Origin of the sequence: Azospirillum endophyticum (assembly GCF_016595245.1) — a bacterium.
GTDB lineage: Bacteria > Pseudomonadota > Alphaproteobacteria > Azospirillales > Azospirillaceae > Azospirillum > Azospirillum endophyticum.
In genome coordinates, this window is the sequence record NZ_JAENHM010000064.1 from 111,624 (window position 1) to 128,729 (window position 17,106).

A 17,106-nucleotide genomic window follows, 5' to 3' on the forward strand; every position below is an offset into this window, starting at 1 on the left:
GGGGGTGGGCGCCGCCCGCCCGCGTGACGGCCGGAGCCGATCAGCGCACAGGCTCCCCTAGGCTCAGCATAAGGCGGTTGGCCCAGGCGAAGATCGCAACCGCCAGGACCAAGTCGAGGATCTCGCCATCCTGCAATCCAGCTCGGCGAAGGTCTGTGATATCCCCTGCCGCCAGGGAAGCGGGTGTGGCCGTCAGGCGAGCGGCGGCGACGGAGATTGCTTGCTGGCGCCGGTCGTCCAGACCGGCGATGCCCTGCGCGAACAGCGCTTCGACCGCTTCCCTGCCGCCGGTCAGCTCGACGAAACGACGGGCGTGAACGGAGGCGCAATAGACGCAGCCGTTCAGCACCGATTCAACGGCGGTCGCCAGCTCGCGCTCCGCCCGCGGCAGTCCGCGCGGGGCGTACATGATGCCGTTGAACAGCGGCGTGCGATGGAGAAGCGCTTCCGGCTCATGCGCCAGCACCAGGGAATAGGCGCCGATGGCCGTATTCGACGGAGTCACCGCCAGCGCCACGCGCTGCTCCTCGCTCGCCTCCTCCAGCACCACAGGCGGGAGCCATGGCTTCCAGTCCAGGGCGTCGGTGGTGAAGCCGATCGTCGGATCGGCCGGTACAGGTGGGCTCGACGGCAGATCATTTTGCGTCCGGCCCCTATCGCCGTCTTCCAGCGCCCGCAACCCGGCCAGCAGGCGGAGCTGATAGTTGACCAGCGCGATCAGTTGCGACAGCGCGACGATGCCATGGGCGTCCAACCCTGCATCCTCCAACGCACGCAGATGCTCCGGCCGGGACTCGCGCGGGGAAAGGGTGACCCGTTCCGCATGGGCGATCAGGGCCGGGCGGGCATTGATGCCGCCGGCAAGTCCGCGGTAATGGGCGGCGAGCCCGTCGTCTCCGCCCAGCGTCGCGATGCGCTCCGCCACCGCAGCGCGCTCGGCAGCCGGAAACAGGCCGGACCGCCTCGGCGCCAGCAGGGCGTCGTGCGCTGCCTGGGTGCGGGCGCGCACTTCTGCCCGGTGGGCACGCAAGGCCAGCAGCGGGGAGGCATCGGACAGCCCGGCCAGCCGGTCGATCAGGTCGGGGAGGAGTTGGGCGATCTCTCCAGCGGCGGCGACGTCGGTGGCGCTCATTGGAAATCCTCCGCTTCGGTCCATTCGTCGCCCAGCAGTTCCGGCGTCTCGAACCCGATCAGCCGCTGCCAGTGATAATCGTAATCCTCGGTGAACAGCGCCGCCGTGATGCTGTCGGCCAGACGCTCCGCCCCGGCGCTGATGCCGGGGATGTCGCCGGTCACCTTGCCGTGGCTCAGCACCGCGGCGTAGTTGAAGGCATGGATACGGTTCAGCCAGGGCGCCTCGCCGGGGGTGCGCTCCAGGAACTCGAAATCGGCGCCGAGATAGGGATGCTGGGCGAACTCGCCAGCCTCATGGCCAGGAAGGACATAGCGGTCGCGCCACAGCAGGGTATGGCGGGCGATTTCCGCCAGTTCCGGCCGCCGTTCCCAATCCAGCGCGAAGCCGGTGGCGAGGATGACGTGGTCGACCGTCACCGTGCCGCGTCCGGTGCGCAGCACCAGCCGATCCCCCTCTGCCTCAGCCGCCTCAACCGCGCAATTGGTGAGAAGCGAGAAGTTGGCATGGCGCGAGCAGCGCAGCATGGAATTGTGCGGCGCCGGCACGCCGGTGTCGGCGATGTACTGGTTGTAGGCCCAGCGCCGCTCGTCCGACAGGGTGTGGAAGCCCAGCACGATGCCGGGATGGCCGGCGCCCAGGCTCTTGTTGACGCGCGGCAGCTCCGCCCGGCGGATCAGCATGTAGACCTTGGTGACACCTCGCTCCAGCGCCTCCGCCGCATTGTCCACCGCACCGGCGCCGGCTCCGAGCACCGCGACGGTCCTGCCCTTCAGCGCCGCGAAATCTATGGGCTCATGGGCATGGCTCCAGAACCGCTTGTCCACCGCCTTCCAGAAGGCCGGGACGAAGGGGCCGCCCAGACCGTCGCGGCCGTTGGCCAGGATCACCCGGCGCGCCCGCACCCGCTGCTGCCCCTCCGGACCGTCAAGGTCGAGGGTCACGCCATCGGCGTCGCCGGCGATCGCCGTCAAGGCGGTGTCGTTCCGCACCGGCGCGCCGGTGACCCGGCGGTACCAGGTCAGGTATTCCAGCCATTGCAGACGCGGAATGCGGAACAGCGCCTCCCAGGCGGTGCGGCCGAACTGCGCCTCGAACCAGGCGCGGAAGGTCAGGTTGGCGAAGCCCAGCGCCGGACCGGTCAGCGTCTTGGGCGACCGCAAAGTCTCCATGCGGGCATAGGTCCCCCACGGCCCCTCGCGGCCGGCAGGCGCCCGGTCGAACAGCCGGATGTTGGAGATGCCGACCTTGCGCAGGGCGAAGGCGGCGGTGAGCCCGGCCATGCCGGCGCCGACGATGGCGACGTCGAGAACGCCCCCGGGGACGCCCTCTTGCGCCGGCACCCAGTCGGCCGGCGGCAGGGTGAGCAGGTCGAGATCGCGGGCGAGCCGCGCCTCCAGCTCCTCCAGGGAACGGGGGCCGGGGTCTGCAATGGAAGGCACGGCGGAGTTGTCCTTGGTCATCGGAAGAGGGTCCTGTCGGAAGTGCTGCGTCAGGCGGGCGGCGTCAAGCGGCCTGGGCACCGCCCAGATAGGCGTCGCGAATCTGCGGATCGCGGGCGAGGCTGGCGTTCTGTTCCACCATGAAGATGCTCACGCCCTGCCGGTTGATGGTCTGGATCATCTCCAGCACGCGGTCGACATGCAAGGGCGACAGGCCCATCGTCGGCTCGCTCATCACGATCAGCCGCGGGCGGCCCATCAGGGTGCGGGCCATCGCCACCATCTGCTGCTCGCCGCCCGACAGGGTGCCGAACAGGCGGCGGGATTCGGGCACGGAGCCGATGCCGCGCCGGACGATCTGCGGCGTGCTCAGGCCGGTTAGCGGCTGCCCGTCGAAGACCACCTGCCCGGAGCGCGGCTTCAGTAGCCCCAGGATGATCTTCATCGAGGTGGGGTTGCCGCGCTGAACGCCGGCTTCCATCCGCTGGTGCCGCCCAAGGGCTCCATCGGCGCCGGCGACCTCGCCCCGCTCGCCCATCTCGGCCACGCCCTGCTCGGCGATCCGGAAGCAGAGGTGGAGGTCGGCGGAGAGATCCTGCTCGCCGGCAGCGCCCTGGAAAAGCCGGGGGCCGCGAGGCGCCTTCAGGATCCGCTGAGCTTCCGCTGCCTCGCTCCCGTCCACGGCGCCGTCCGCGTGACGCTGGAGGCTGCGCGAACCGGTCGCCATCGAACTGAACGCCGCCGCCGAAAACCCGCTGGTGGTGGCCGATGCGGGAATTGGCGGGGATGCCGGGGGCGGGATGCTGCACAACGGCAATTTCGACATGACCGCCCTGGTTCTGCGTTTCGAGGTGCTGGGACAGGCGCTGGCCCAGGCGGCGTTTTTGGAGGGAGATCGCTCCCAGGGTCCGGACTTCGAGCGGCTGGCCCGGGCAGTTGCCGACCAAACGTTGCAGCATCACCTTGCGGCGCTCTGAACCCCGCCTGCGATCCCGCCCCCATCCATGCGACAGTGGCCGTCACCGAAAAACACCGTTTCGGTGTCGAAGGTTTTTGGGCAGGCTTGCGACAACGTTTTGGTGAAACATGAGGAACAGCACATGGACGGGATGGTGACCGGGCTGGACGGGTTGACGGCGGACATGACGGCGTGGCGGCGTGATCTGCACGCCCATCCGGAAACCGCCTTCGAGGAGCAGCGGACCAGCGATTTCGTTGCGGAAAAACTGGCCTCCTTCGGGCTGGAGGTTCACCGCGGCCTCGCCAGGACCGGCTTGGTCGGGATTTTGCGCAACGGCGACGGCCCCATGGTCGGCTTCCGCGCCGACATGGACGCGCTGCACATCCATGAGGAAACCAACCTGCCCCACAGCTCGCGCAATCCAGGGCGTATGCACGCCTGCGGGCATGACGGACACACGGCGATGCTGCTGGGCGCGGCACGATACCTGAGCGAACATCCAGGCCTTTTCCAAGGCACCATCGTCTTCATCTTCCAGCCGGCGGAGGAGAATGAGGGCGGCGGCCGCGTGATGGTGGAGGAAGGGCTGTTCGACCGCTTCCCCGTCGAACAGGTCTTCGGCATGCACAATTGGCCGGGGCTTGAAGTCGGCCGCATCGCGCTGCGCCCCGGCCCGCTGATGGCCGCCTACGACATCTTCGAGCTGACCCTGACCGGCAAGGGCACCCATGCCGGCATGCCGCATATGGGGACCGACACGATCATGGTCGGCAGCCAGATCGTCTCCGCCCTCCAGACCATCGCCAGCCGCAGCGTCCATCCCATCGATTCGGCCGTCGTCAGCGTCACGCAGTTCCACGCCGGCGATACGTGGAATGTCCTGCCCGGCACCGCCGTTCTCCGCGGCACCGTCCGCACCTTCCGGCAGGAGGTTCAGGATCTGGTGCAGCGCCGCATGGGCGAGGTGGCGACCGCCATCGCCGCCGGATTCGGAGTCGAGGCCAGCCTGCGCTACGAGCGGCGCTATCCGCCCACCACCAACAGCGCCGCGGAGACGGAACTGGCCCGGCGGGCGGCGGCACGCGTGGTCGGAGAAGAGGCGCTCGACCTCGATCCGATGCCCAGCATGGGGGCGGAGGATTTCTCCTTCATGCTGCAAAAGCGGCCGGGCTGCTACGTCTGGGTTGGTGCCGGACCGTCGAACCAGGGCCGGAACCTGCACAGCCCGCACTATGATTTCAACGATGCGGTGCTGCCGATCGGCGCCAGCTATTGGGTCCGGCTGGCGGAAACCGTCCTGCCGAAATGATGCAGATCATGTACATGCGTCCCGATTTCCCGATTAGGACGCATGACATGAAAAAATTTCCGCGGAAAAATCTTGGGAATTGCCTACGTGTATCCATTGTCCCATAGTTCGGCGGGAAACGGATGGCCCTAACTCCAAAAGGGGTTAAGGGCATAGCGGATTTCAGCCGAACAGGGACGGGCGCGACGTGACGAACCAAGGGGCACATCAGGCGGCGGGCCAGGCGCAGGACATTCCGGGCCGGGGCGGCATCTGGCAGCGTCCGGACTCGCTGTGGGAGGCCACCGCCCCGCCGCCGCCCGCCCTGCCGGCGTTGCAGGACAGCGTGCAGGCCGACGTGCTGGTGATCGGCGGCGGCTTCACCGGGCTCTCCGCCGGTCTGCATGCGGCCGAGGCCGGGCGCCGCGTGGTGGTGCTGGAGGCGTCGGAGCTGGGACGGGGTGCCTCCGGCCGCAACAACGGGCAGGTCATCCCGACGCTGACCCGCCCCGACCCCGCCGACCTCATCGACCGCTTCGGTTGGGAGAGCGGGGAGCGGCTGGTCGGGCTGATCCGCGACAGCGCCTCCACCCTGTTCGATCTGGTGCGCCGCCTCGGCATCGACTGCGCGGCGGAACAGACCGGCTGGGTTCAGCCGGTCCATTCGCCGGGCCGCATCAAGATCGCCGAGCGCCGGGCAACGCAATGGGGCAAGTTCGGTGCCGATGTCGAGCTGCTCGACCGCACCGCCGTCTCCGCCCTTCTCGGCACGGACGCCTATTTCGGCGGCTGGATGAACCGGACCGGCGGGCATATCAACCCGCTGGCGCTGGTGCGCGGGCTCGCCGCCAAGCTGGTCGCGGCCGGGGCGGCGGTCTACGTCAACTCCCCCGCTTTGTCGGTGCAGCGCCGCGGCGACTCCTGGGTCGCCCGCACCCCGCAGGGCATGGTGACCGCCGGCTCCCTGGTGCTGGGCACCAACGGCTATGCCGCATCGATCTTCCCGGAAATCCGGACGGAGGTCGTGCCGGTCCTGTCCTGGCAGATGGCGACCGCTCCCCTGGGCGACAACGTCCGCAAAACCGTCCTGCCGGGCCGGCAGGCGATGTCGGACACCCATGGCGACCTGCGCTTCATGCGTTACACCGCCGAAAACCGGCTGGTGACCGGCGGCGCCCTGCTGAACCCGGTGAATGGGGCGGAGCGGCTGAAGCGTATCGTCGGCGCCCGTCTGGCCGGGATGTTTCCGGCGCTGAACGGCGTCACCTTTGATTATGTGTGGAATGGCCGGATCGCCATGACCCCCGATTACTTCCCCCGTGTCCACCGGCTGGGGCCGAACGGCTTCGCCTGGGCCGGCTGCAACGGGCGCGGCGTGGCGCTGTCGGTCTCGCTGGGGCGGGAACTGGCCCGCGCCGCCATCGGCCAGGACCCGAAGGATCTCGCCCTGCCCTTCACCGCACCGACGCCCCTGCCCTTCAACGCCCTGCTGCAACGCATCGGGCCGCTGAAGATCCTGCAATACCGCTGGAACGACGCCCGCGAAGTCTGATCGAGGAGACTGCCAGCATGTCCGACGGCCCCGACTACCCCACCCTTCTGCGCAATGCCTACGCGATGCGCGCGGCGTCCTACGCCCACATGTTCGATGTGCTGCGCGAGCGTTTCGGCACCGAAACGGCGCTTGAGGTCGGACAGGAATCCACCCGCCGTCTCGGCGAGGCGATGGGCGTGAAGTTTGCCGGGCACGGTCCCGACGACCTGACCGGCCTGTACCATGCCTTCCTCGACGGCATTCCCAACCGCGACAGCATGTTCGCGCCGGAGATCAAGCGGTGCGACGGCGAGGCGCTGGAAATCCATTTCCACCGCTGCCCGCTGAAGGAAGCCTGGCAGGCGCAGGGCCGGTCCGACGCCGATCTGGAACTGCTCTGTAAGATGGCCGGCGCCATCGACGGCGGTCTGTTCGAGGCCGCCGGGTTCGTCTTCAAAGGCGAAACCTGGAAACCGGGCGACGAGGGCTGCTGCCGGCTGAAGGTCCTGCCCGGCGCCAGAGCCGCCGAATAGACGCGCATCGCCGCAAAGCCTGTAAAGACAGACAATAAGAGGGTGCCATCGCCATGAAGTTCCGCCTCCTCACACTGACGACCCTCACCGCCGCCGGCATTGCCGGTTCGGCTTTCGCCGCCGACACGGTCAAGCTCGGCTACCAGCTGCCGCTGACCGGCGACACCGCACAGTACGGCCAGGATTTCCGCAAGGCCGCCGAGATCGCGCTGACCGAGTTCAACGCCGCCGGCAAGCCGTTCAAGGTCGAGATCGTCTTCGAGGACAGCCGCTCCGACGCCAAGGAGGGCACCAACATCGCCCGCAAGTTCGTGGACGACAAGGAGATCGTCGGCGTCCTGGGCGACTTCACCTCCGGCGTGTCGATGGCGGCGGCGCAGGTCTACAAGGACGCCGGCATGCCGCAGCTGTCGCAGACCGCCTCGCACCCCGACTACACCAAGATCTCCAAGTACCAGTTCCGCAACATCGCCACCCAGGCGCAGGAAGGCCCCTACAACGCCAAATGGATGGCGGCCAAGGGCTTCAAGAACGTCGCGGTGATCGCGGAGCAGACAGACTGGGGCCAGTCGGTGGTCAGCGGCTTTTCCGACGCGGTCAAGGCCAACGGCGGCACCGTCGCCTTCTCGGAATTCTTCAACCGCGGCCTGAAGGACTACCGGTCGCTGATCAGCAAGCTCGAGCGTGCGAAGCCCGACGCGATCTACACCGGCTTCTTCTACGAGGACGGCGCGCAGTTCCTGAAGCAGTTGCAGCAGCTGGGCATCAAGACGCCGGTCTATTCGACCTCGGCGGCCTACAGCCCGAAGCTGATCGAGCTGGCCGGCGGGGCGGCGGAGGGGGTGCATCTGACCTCCAACTTCCTGCCGACCGACCCGTCGCCGAACGTCCAGCATTTCGTCGATGAGTGGAAGAAGCGCTCCGACGGCGCGGTGCCCGGCCAGTTCCCGGCCCAGGCCTATGACGCGGTCCGCATCATGCTGGCGGCGGTGGAGAAGGCTTCGCCGAACCCGACCCGCGAGAAGGTGCGCGACGCGCTGGCCCAGACCAGGGACTTCCCCGGCGTCACCGGCAAGACCAGCTTCAGCGCCGACCGCGAGGCCGAGAAGGAACTGGTGAAGGTCGAGGTCAAGGGCGGCGCCTTCGTTCCGGTCGCCGACTAAACCCCCGGCAAACGATCCCCAGCGCCCCATTTCCAGCGCCCCCTTCGCAGCGACAGAGCCCGCATGTTCGATCCCTATTATCTCCAGCAGCTCGCCATCGGCCTGTCGCTGGGCATGACCTACGCGCTGATGGCCATCGGCTTCACGCTGATCTTCGGCGTGCTGAACGTCGTCAACTTCGCCCATGGCGAGATCTACACGCTGGGCGCCTTCGCCGGCCTCGTGCTGATCTCGGCCACGGCGCCGCCCATCGTGGCAGTGATCCTGGGCGCGCTGGCAATCGGGGCGCTTGCGGGCTTTTCGCTGGAGCGGATCGCCTTCAAGCCGTTCCGCCGCTTCACCGACGAGGCGTCGCTGAAATCGCGGGCGATGCGGGAATCGACCCTGCTTTCCTCGCTGGCGGTGTCCATCGTGGTGCGCGAGGCGCTGGAGATCGCCTTCGGATCGCAGATGCGCTCCGTCCCCTTCGAGTACCTGATCAACACGCCGGTGCGCGTCGGCCCGGTGATCCTGGTGACCGGCGACTTCATCATCTTCGGCGTCGCCGCCGCCATGCTGATCGGCCTGCAATACCTGCTGACGCGCACCCGCATCGGGCTGGCGATCCGCGCGGTGTCCAACAACCCGCTCGGCGCCAAATATGTCGGCATCGACACGGATCGCACCATCATCACCACCTTCGTCGTCGGATCGATGATGGGGGCGGCAGCCGGCATCCTGATGGGGCTGTACTATGGTGCGGTCTTCCCCGCCATGGGTTTCACCCCCGGCATCAAGGCCTTCGTCGCCATGGTGATGGGCGGGCTGTCCTCCATCCCCGGAGCCGTGATCTGCGCGCTGATCCTCGGCATTTCGGAAAGCATGGCGACGACCTTCGTCTCGTCGGGCTGGTCGGACATGGTGGCCTACGGCTTCCTGATCCTGACCCTGATCTTCTTCCCCAACGGCTTGTTCGGAGCGCGCCGTGAACGCGTTTGAGACTGCGGCGCCTGCCGATGGCCTGACCCGGCGCCGGGGGCTGCTGGTCCCGGCGCTGATCCTGCTGCTGGTCTTCGCAGCGCTTCCGACGCTGCTGGCCGGTTTCGACCGCGGCTATTTCTACCAGATCGCCAATCTGGCGCTGATCTTCGTCCTGCTGTCGGCCTCCATGCATCTGGTGACGGGGGTGGCGGGCCTGCTGCATCTGGGCCATGCCGCCTTCTACGGCGTCGGCGCCTACACCGCGGCCCTGCTGACCTCCAAGCTGGGGCTGGGCTTCACCGTCACGCTGCCGCTGTCCGGTCTGGTGGCGGCCTTGGTCGCCTTCCTGGTGGCGCTGCCGACGATGCGGCTGGTCAGCATCTATTTCGCCGTGGCGACGCTCGCCATCGGACAGATGCTGTATCTGGTGATGCTGAACTGGGTGGACTTCACCAAGGGCCCCAATGGCATCATCGTCTCCAAGGGGTTCGAGCTGTTCGGCTTCAGCCTGTCGGGCCGCCTCGCCGCCTACTACACGGTGGCCACGGTGGTGACGCTGTCGGTCATCGCCATCGGCCGGCTCAGCCACTCCTATTACGGCAACGCCCTGCGTTCGATCCGCGAGGACGACCAGTGCGCCGACGCCATGGGGGTCAGCACCGTGCGGCTGAAGATGGAGGCCTTCACCCTGTCGGCCTTCTTCGCCGGGGTGGCGGGCGGCCTGTGGGCGCACATGACCGGCTACATCTCGCCGGGCGATTTCAAATTCTCGGAATCCATCCTGATCCTGGCGATGGTGGTGGTCGGTGGCCTGGGCAGCCTGCCGGGGGCGGTCATCGGCGCGCTGCTGCTGATCCTGCTGCCGGAAGGGCTGCGGGGCCTGGGCGACTTCCGCAACATCATGGTCGGTCTGGTGATGTTCCTCTCCATCCTGCTGCTGCCGAAGGGCCTGCTGGGCGAGGTCTCCGCCCTGCGGCTGGTGCGCCAACAGCTGGGTGCGGCGTGGCGGACCGCCGGGCCGGCGAACGGGAAGGGTGAAGGGATCGGCTGGCGATGACCCATCTTCTTGAAATCCGCAACGTCAGCCGCCGCTTCGGCGGCGTCCAGGCCGTCGGTGACGTCACCGCCCATGTGAACGAGGGCGAACTGGTCGGGCTGATCGGACCGAACGGCGCCGGCAAGACGACGCTGTTCAACCTGATTTCCGGCTTCACCCCGCTGTCCGGCGGCACCGTCGCCTTTGCCGGCAGGACCATCAGCGGGATGACGCCCAATCAGGTGGCGCGGCTGGGCATCAGCCGCACCTTCCAGAACCTGCGCGTCTTCCCCAACATGTCAGTCTTCGACAACGTGTCGGTCGGCGCCGTCGGCGCGCTGCCGCAGGGCGCGTTCGGCGCGCTGTTCGGCTCCCTGCACCGGCGCGGCCGGGACCGCTCCGCCGAGATCAGCCACCGCACCTGGGAAGCGCTGGAGGCGGTCGGCCTGACCCATGTGGCGGCGGAGTTGGCGGCCAACCTGCCCTACGGCCAGCGCAAATATCTGGAGATCGCCCGCGCGCTCGCCATGCGGCCGCGCTTCCTGATCCTGGACGAGCCGGCAGCCGGGCTGAACGACACCGAGACGCGCGATCTGGCCGCCTTCATCAAGCGGCTGCACGGCCAGGGCCTGACCATCATGCTGGTCGAACACGACATGACGCTGGTCATGGGCATCTGCCAGCGCATCCTGGTGCTCGCCTCCGGCCGCAAGATCGCCGACGGCACGCCGGACGCCATCCGCAACGATGCCGCCGTCCTCGAAGCCTATCTTGGGGTGGATGAATGACCGCGCCAATCACCACGCCGATGACCGCGCCGCTGCTCTCGATTGCGGACCTGCATGTCGCCATGGGCCCGCAGGAGATCCTGCACGGCGTCCGCCTGGATGTGGCCCAGGGCGCCATCGTCGCCGTGCTCGGTTCCAACGGCGTCGGCAAGACTACGCTGATGCGCACCGTGTCCGGTATCTACCGCGCGAAACAGGGGACCATCACCTTCCGCGGCCGGCCGATCGCCAACATGCCGGCCCACCGCATCGTCCAGCTCGGCCTGTCGCAGGCGCCGGAAGGACGGCAGATCTTCTCCAACATGAATGTCCGCGAGAATCTGGTGCTGGGCGGCGGCGATGTCGGGCTGGGCGAGCTGGACCGCGTGCTGGCGATGTTCCCGATCCTCAGCGAGCGCCTGCGCCAGAATGCCGGATCGCTGTCCGGCGGCGAGCAGCAGATGCTGTGCATCGCCCGCGCCCTGATGCGCCGGCCGAGCCTGCTTCTGCTCGACGAGCCGTCGCTGGGGCTGGCGCCGAAGATCGTCGCACAGATCTTCGACCTGATCGGCCGCATCCGGGCCGAAGGGGTTTCGATCCTGCTGGTCGAACAGAACGCCCGCGCCGCATTGCGCATTGCCGACCATGCCGCCGTGCTGGAGGATGGCCGGATCGTGCTGGCCGGCCCGGCCGACCAGTTGCAGGACGACCCGCGCATCGCCGAAGCTTATCTCGGCGGTCACGCCCATTGATGCCACCTGACGGAAGGAAGCCTACCATGACCCAAACCATGGGCATCCTGGAACGCCGCCGCATCGAGGCGGAGATCCTGAAGCCGGTCTACGAGGAGATGGCCATCCGGCTGGGCGAGGCGGCGGCGCAGGAGATCCTGGGCGCCGCGATCACCAAGGCGGCGCTGGCCGCCGCCCAATCCTTCGCCGCGACCGAACCGGCGGGCACCAGCCTGAAGAGCTTCGCCGATCTTCAGCCGCTGTGGACCAAGGACGACGCGCTGCGGCTGGAGGTGAAGCGGCAGGACGAAACGCATTTCGACTACAACGTCACACGCTGCCGCTACGCCGAGATGTACCGGGAAATGGGGCTGGGGCCGATCGGGCATCTGCTGTCCTGCAACCGCGACGCCGCTTTCTGCACCGGCTACGATCCGCGCATCAAGATGGAGCGCACGCAGACCATCATGCAGGGCGCCGACCATTGCGACTTCCGCTATCGCTTCGAATCGGGGGAAGAACATTCATCGACCACATCATCGACTTGATGGGATCCACTACGCTTTTTGTCGTTGAGCGCTGATCGGGAAACTGAACCGCGCCGGGTTTTCGGAGGCCATTTGGCTTGAGTCACGCCGCCATGGCGACGTCCCCGGTTTGAGCATAATAGCGCGCTTCGGCCTCGGCGGGAGGAATGTTGCCGATGGGTTCGAGCAGGCGCCGGTGGTTGAACCAGTCCACCCATTCCAGGGTGGCGAACTCGACGGCGTCCAAGGTGCGCCATGGGCCGCGGCGTCGGATCACCTCGGTCTTGTAGAGGCCGTTGATGGTCTCGGCCAAGGCGTTGTCGTAGGAATCGCCGACGCTGCCCACGGAGGGTTCGACGCCGGCGTCGGTCAGGCGCTCGGTGTACTTGATCGCAACGTATTGCGATTCGCGATCGCTGTGGTGGATGAGGCCGCTGCCCTTGGCCGGCCGGCGGTCGTGGAGGGCCTGCTCCAGGGCATCCAGGACGAAGCCGGCGTGAGCAGTGCGCGAGACCCGCCAGCCAACAATTCGGCGGGCGAAGGTGTCGATGACGAAGGCGACGTAGACGAAGCTCTGCCATGTGGCCACGTACGTGAAATCCGCCACCAACAAGGCATTCGGGCAGGGCGCCTGGAATTGGCGGTTCACCCGGCCCTGCCGGCTCTCGCGGTTCCGTGCCGGAACCGCTGCCGCCGCAAGGGGACAGGGCGTCGCCCGGTCCCTGATCGTGGTGCGCACCGCCTTGCCGCGTGTCGCGCCCTTCAGGCCCATTTGGTTCATCAGCCGGGCCACCGTGCAGCGCGCCACGTCGACGCCCTCCCGCCCCAACTGCCGCCAGACTTTCCTCACCCCATAGACCTGGAAGGTCTCATTCCAAACCTGCCGGATAGCCAAACTCAGCTCCGCGTCGCTTCGCGAGCGGGCCGGCGCCTTGGCCGGATCGGCCGTCCGGGCGGCATGGATGTAGTAGGTGGACGGGGCGATCGGCAGCACCTTGCAGATCGGCTCGACCCCGTGGACGGCACGATGCGCGTCGATGAAGGCGATCATTTCTTGAACGGGCGGTCGAGCTCCGCCTGGGCGAAATACGCCGACGCCTTGCGAAGGATCTCGTTCGCCTGGCGCAGTTCCCGGATCTCACGTTCCAGTGCCTTGATCCGCTCCTGTTCGTCCGTCGTCGGCCCCGGCCGCTTGCCCTGGTCACGCTCGGCCTGCCGGACCCAGTTCCGCAGCGTCTCGGGATTGCAGCCGATCTTCGCCGCGATCGAGTTGATCGCCGCCCACTGCGAGGCATGCTCGCCTTCGTGCTCGAACACCATCTGAACCGCGCGCTCGCGCACTTCAGGGGCGTATTTGGGTGATGCTTGCTTCGTCATGTCAACCCCACTCTCTCAAGAAACGGGGCTTCCAGCAAACCCGGGGCGGTTCACTTCTCCGTTTAACTTTGTCTTTCGAAATGCCTTTTCCCAGGCGGGGGGAAAAGGACTTGAAATGCGGCGTCGGGAAGAGGGACGCGGTGACGGGAGGATCCAGCAACCACGCAACGGATCGCCCACCGTCACCACGGCCCTCGGCCAGCCCTTTCCGTCATCCGGATAGCCAGGGCCGGCGTCCGGTCACAACCGCAGCAAGACGTTGTCGGTCACCTTGCCCTCCCGCACCCGACCGAGCGCCGGGGCGGTAGTCCTCCAAGGCGAAGACTTCCATCACCTTCGGGCGGATGGCTCCGGCGGCATAGAGTTCAAACAGCTCGGTCTGCAGGCGTCTCACCCGGTCTGGACTGCGGTCGCGGTAGCCGTTCCATTACAGGCCGCCGACACGAATGTTCTTGACCAGCATACAGTTGACCTTCACTTCCGGAATGGTGCCGCTGACGAAGCCGATCACCATCATGCGGCCATGCCGCGCCTCCGATCGGGTCGAACACCACGTCCATACCGTGGCCGTCGGTAAAATCTTTGGTGCAGTCGCGCCGTGCATTGCACAGGTCACGCATCGTCGGCGACGTTGCGCGCGTGATCCCCGGAGAGGAGATCACAGTCGATGGCGGCTTCACCATCGGCGGCGCCAACTGGAAGGTCTCCGTCGCAGCCGGTCTCTATACCTGACGACTTCAGAAAACCAACGGGCCAACACCGTTTCCAGCGGGTGGGCTTGCAACAACCTCCTGTTTCCGCCAAGCGAGGTCAGACCGGCAGTCCCAGCACCTGCCGGGACAGGATGTTGCGCTGAATCTCGTTCGTGCCGCCATAGATGGTCGTCACCAGGGCGTTCATCAGTGGCGCAAGGGGATTGAGGCTCCGGGTCCCGAATGACACCATCGCACCAGCCCCGCCATGATCGCCGGCCACCTCCATCAGTGCGACGCCGATCCGCGTATAGGTCTCGCTGGCCCAGATTTTCAGAAGCGACACGCTCGGCGGGAGTTCCTCCCCGCGCTTGACGATGTCGGCGAAACGGCCGTACAGCGCGCGCAGGTCGGCAAGGTCGAGCTGGAGCTGTGAGAAGCGGGCGGTGAAGACCGGATCGTCAAGTACCCCATTCGCCTCGGCCAGCGCCCGCAATTGACCCATTGCATATTGCGAGGTCTTCGGACTGCCGATGAAGATGCGTTCGTGCCCGAGCAAGGATTTGGCGACGTGCCAGCCCTGGTGCAGTGCACCGACGAGGTTCGCCTGTGGCACCCGGACATTGTCGAAATAGACCTCGCAGAATTCTTCCTCTCCGGCGATGTTGCGGATCGGGCGGACGGTCACGCCCGGCGAAGACAGGTCGGCGAGCAGGAAGCTGATGCCCTCCTGACGCTTGGCGAACTTTCCGGTGCGCACCAGCATGAAGATGTGCGTCGCGTCCTGGGCCAGCGTGGTCCAGATCTTCTGACCGTTGACAATGAAGTCGTCGCCGTCGGCGATCGCCTCCGTCCGCAGCGCGGCGAGGTCGGAGCCGGCGTTGGGCTCCGAATATCCCTGGCACCAGATGTGCTCACCCGAGAGGATACGCGGCAACCAGTGGCGCTTCTGGTCCTCCGTGCCGTGGGTGATCAGTAGCGGACCGAGGTTGATCAGCCCCTGGTCGGGCATGCGGGCGACGCCCCAGTCCTCCTGCTCCTCGATGAAGGCCAGAAGCTTGTCGGGAGGCAAAGCCATGCCGCCATGCTCACGCGGCCAGGATGGCGCCAACCAGCCTTGACGGGACAGTGTCATATACCAATCCCGGATTTCCAACCAATGCAGGCGCTGCGGCGGGTTGCGCAGCTCCGGCGGGTAGTGGGTACGGAAGAAGCCGCGCACCATCGCCCGGAATCGGCTTTCATCTATGGTGGACCAATCGGTCTCACGCCCGGCCGCCGGTATGTCCGTCGGCTGGTCGTTTGCCACAGGGATCTGATCATACTGAAGCCGCAGATAACGGTCCCGGTGTGCGGGCGCATTGCCGAGCCAACTCGCCAGATGCATCGCCCGTTTCAGATAGAGGCCGATCGCGCATTCGTCGGTATAGCCCATCGCGCCATGGAACTGCACCGCCAACCGGGTGATCTGCAACGCCGCCTCGGCGCAGCGGGCCTTGGCCCGGCTGGCCGCGGCAGGCAGAAGCCGCGGCGCGTCGGTGGCGTCGCCGATCGCCTGCCGCAGCCCGGCCTCGGCCAGTTCCAATTGCAGATACGCATCGACCATGCGGTGCTGGAGCGCTTGGTTGGCGCCGATCGGCCTACCGAATTGGGCGCGGGTCTTCAGATACTCCAATGTCGTGTCGAAGGCCTCCCGCGCCACCCCCAGCAGTTCCGCCGCCTGCAGAAGACGAGCCGTCTCCACGCCGCGTTCGAGCGCGCGGACCGCGGTGGGACCGACGGCCAGCAGGGAGGCTGCCTCGACAATGGCATTCTCGAACGTCACCAAGCCCATCGGGCTGCCGTCGACGCGGGGCTGCACATCGCAGCTGACGCCGGGCGTGTCCGCCGGCACCCAAAGCAGGGCCGTCTCCCCCCCATCCATGCCTGCCGTCACCAGCCAGCCATCGGCCGCTTGCCCGGGGACGACCCAGCTCTTGCGTCCCTGCAGGACGATGCGGCCACCCTCCCGCCAGGCAACCGTCTGCGGTCCGCTTGGCTCCGCCACCCCGTCCCGCTCCTGCCAAGCCGCTCCGGCGAGCGTGTCGCCGGCCAGAGCGGCAGCCAGCAGTTCATCACCGGCCGGACTCGGCGGCAGGTCGGCCAGGATCAGGATGGGGAGCATACCGGCCCCGATGACCGGTTCCGGCAACAGGGCGCGTCCCACCTCCTCAAGCACTGCAGCAGCGTGCAGGAGGCCGAGGCCGAGGCCGCCCCGCTCCTCCGGGACCAGGATGGCTGGCCAGCCGGCATCGCAGATCTGTTGCCAGATATCGCGCTCGAATCCCCGCGGCACGTCGCGCAACGTCCGAATGCGGGCATGAGTGGACTGCCGGCCCAAGAAGGACCGCGCGCTGTCCCGGAACGCTTCCACTTCCGACATCAGGACGTCGGTCTCGCTGTTCTGCATGGTCGTCACTCTTGTCAAGAGGGCAGCGGCACATCCGGCAGGCCCCTGCCAGACCGGGTTGTCGAAGCAACCCTTTTCGATGTTACAGCGTCGCGCCGCCGTCGACGGTGATCTCAGCGCCGGTCATGTAAGCGCTGTCGTCGGACAGAAGGAAGATCACGATGGCTGCGACCTCGTCCGAAGTGCCCATGCGCCGCATCGGGACGCGGGACAGACGTTTTTCCGTCTCCTCAGGGCTACGGAACTTCACCATGTCGGTGTCGATCAGCCCGGGGTAGACCGAATTCACACGGATCTTGCGCCGTGCCAGGCTGATCGCGGCAGCCCGGCTCATCCCGCGTACTGCCCACTTGGTCGCGCTGTAGGCGAAGGCGCCGGGCGTACCTCGCATCCCGGCGGAGGAGGAGATGTTCACGATAGACCCGCCGTGACCGTTGCCTTTCATCACCTCAGCTCGACTTTGCGCATTTATGCGGGGAAGCAGATGGCCTGAATGAGGCGGTCGAGCAAGGCG

The 17,106-nt window shown here is 67.1% G+C and carries 16 protein-coding genes, 1 pseudogene and 1 other annotated feature; of the genes and pseudogenes, 11 read left to right on the forward strand and 6 right to left on the reverse strand.

The window, feature by feature from the left end:
- Positions 1-40: 40 nt before the first annotated feature.
- Genes JHL17_RS24630 through JHL17_RS38030 form a run of 3 tightly spaced genes read right to left on the reverse strand, consistent with a single transcriptional unit; the run spans position 41 to position 3,112 of the window.
- A complete protein-coding gene (locus JHL17_RS24630; RefSeq protein ID WP_200197236.1) occupies positions 41-1,132 on the reverse strand; it encodes a peroxidase-related enzyme in 1,092 nt (363 codons plus the stop codon).
- Positions 1,129-2,595 (reverse strand): NAD(P)-binding domain-containing protein, encoded by a 1,467-nt coding sequence (locus JHL17_RS24635; protein WP_200197238.1) that lies wholly within the window; start codon positions 2,593-2,595, stop codon positions 1,129-1,131. The genes JHL17_RS24630 and JHL17_RS24635 overlap by 4 nt, the downstream gene beginning before the upstream one ends.
- Positions 2,596-2,638: 43 nt before the next feature.
- Complete coding sequence (locus JHL17_RS38030) at positions 2,639-3,112, reverse strand: ATP-binding cassette domain-containing protein (RefSeq protein WP_247893800.1); 474 nt, start codon at positions 3,110-3,112, stop codon at positions 2,639-2,641.
- Between JHL17_RS38030 and JHL17_RS38035 the strand changes: the two are divergent.
- The 11 genes and pseudogenes from JHL17_RS38035 to JHL17_RS24685 all read left to right on the forward strand — a co-directional run.
- Positions 3,089-3,142: pseudogene (locus JHL17_RS38035) on the forward strand (hypothetical protein); the annotation flags it as partial. The gene JHL17_RS38030 and the pseudogene JHL17_RS38035 overlap by 24 nt on opposite strands.
- Before the next feature lie 193 nt (positions 3,143-3,335).
- Entirely contained in the window at positions 3,336-3,551 is a 216-nt protein-coding gene (locus JHL17_RS37270) for a hypothetical protein (RefSeq protein WP_345773871.1), read from the forward strand.
- 123 nt (positions 3,552-3,674) lie between these two features.
- Positions 3,675-4,844, forward strand: coding sequence for a M20 aminoacylase family protein (locus JHL17_RS24645; RefSeq protein ID WP_200197239.1), 1,170 nt, complete (start codon positions 3,675-3,677; stop codon positions 4,842-4,844).
- A 187-nt stretch (positions 4,845-5,031) separates the two neighbouring features.
- Complete coding sequence (locus JHL17_RS24650; protein WP_345773869.1) at positions 5,032-6,375, forward strand: NAD(P)/FAD-dependent oxidoreductase; 1,344 nt, start codon at positions 5,032-5,034, stop codon at positions 6,373-6,375.
- A 17-nt stretch (positions 6,376-6,392) separates the two neighbouring features.
- Positions 6,393-6,890: an L-2-amino-thiazoline-4-carboxylic acid hydrolase gene (locus JHL17_RS24655; protein WP_200197240.1), complete on the forward strand. Its 498-nt coding sequence runs from the start codon at positions 6,393-6,395 to the stop codon at positions 6,888-6,890.
- A 53-nt stretch (positions 6,891-6,943) separates the two neighbouring features.
- Positions 6,944-8,053 carry an ABC transporter substrate-binding protein gene (locus JHL17_RS24660; protein WP_200197241.1) on the forward strand — a complete coding sequence of 370 codons (1,110 nt, stop codon included), beginning with the start codon at positions 6,944-6,946 and terminating at the stop codon, positions 8,051-8,053.
- 63 nt (positions 8,054-8,116) lie between these two features.
- Positions 8,117-9,031, forward strand: a complete 915-nt coding sequence (locus JHL17_RS24665; protein ID WP_200197242.1) for a branched-chain amino acid ABC transporter permease — start codon at positions 8,117-8,119, stop codon at positions 9,029-9,031.
- Positions 9,018-10,070 carry an ABC transporter permease subunit gene (locus tag JHL17_RS24670; protein ID WP_200197243.1) on the forward strand — a complete coding sequence of 351 codons (1,053 nt, stop codon included), beginning with the start codon at positions 9,018-9,020 and terminating at the stop codon, positions 10,068-10,070. The genes JHL17_RS24665 and JHL17_RS24670 overlap by 14 nt, the downstream gene beginning before the upstream one ends.
- The gene (locus JHL17_RS24675; protein ID WP_200197244.1) at positions 10,067-10,837 is read left to right on the forward strand and encodes an ABC transporter ATP-binding protein; all 771 of its coding nucleotides are present in this window, start codon (positions 10,067-10,069) and stop codon (positions 10,835-10,837) included. Before JHL17_RS24670 ends, JHL17_RS24675 begins: the two co-directional genes overlap by 4 nt.
- Positions 10,834-11,568 carry an ABC transporter ATP-binding protein gene (locus tag JHL17_RS24680; RefSeq protein ID WP_247893792.1) on the forward strand — a complete coding sequence of 245 codons (735 nt, stop codon included), beginning with the start codon at positions 10,834-10,836 and terminating at the stop codon, positions 11,566-11,568. Before JHL17_RS24675 ends, JHL17_RS24680 begins: the two co-directional genes overlap by 4 nt.
- 26 nt (positions 11,569-11,594) lie before the next feature.
- Positions 11,595-12,095, forward strand: coding sequence for an L-2-amino-thiazoline-4-carboxylic acid hydrolase (locus JHL17_RS24685; protein ID WP_200197246.1), 501 nt, complete (start codon positions 11,595-11,597; stop codon positions 12,093-12,095).
- An 82-nt stretch (positions 12,096-12,177) separates the two neighbouring features.
- Here the strand turns inward: JHL17_RS24685 and JHL17_RS24690 are convergent.
- From JHL17_RS24690 to JHL17_RS24700, 3 genes are all read right to left on the reverse strand, one after another.
- Positions 12,178-13,451 (reverse strand): IS3 family transposase gene (locus tag JHL17_RS24690; RefSeq protein ID WP_200197248.1). Its coding sequence is split into 2 segments (ribosomal slippage): positions 12,178-13,157 and positions 13,157-13,451, totalling 1,275 coding nucleotides; the frame shifts between segments, so codons are not numbered across the junction.
- Positions 13,051-13,167: a sequence feature (AL1L pseudoknot), on the reverse strand. Its footprint overlaps the gene before it by 117 nt.
- A gap of 810 nt (positions 13,452-14,261) precedes the next feature.
- Positions 14,262-16,592, reverse strand: a complete 2,331-nt coding sequence (locus tag JHL17_RS24695) for an acyl-CoA dehydrogenase family protein (RefSeq protein ID WP_200197250.1) — start codon at positions 16,590-16,592, stop codon at positions 14,262-14,264.
- A gap of 82 nt (positions 16,593-16,674) precedes the next feature.
- Positions 16,675-17,106: SDR family NAD(P)-dependent oxidoreductase (locus tag JHL17_RS24700; protein ID WP_211113547.1), on the reverse strand; the 432-nt coding region annotated here is incomplete at its 5' end.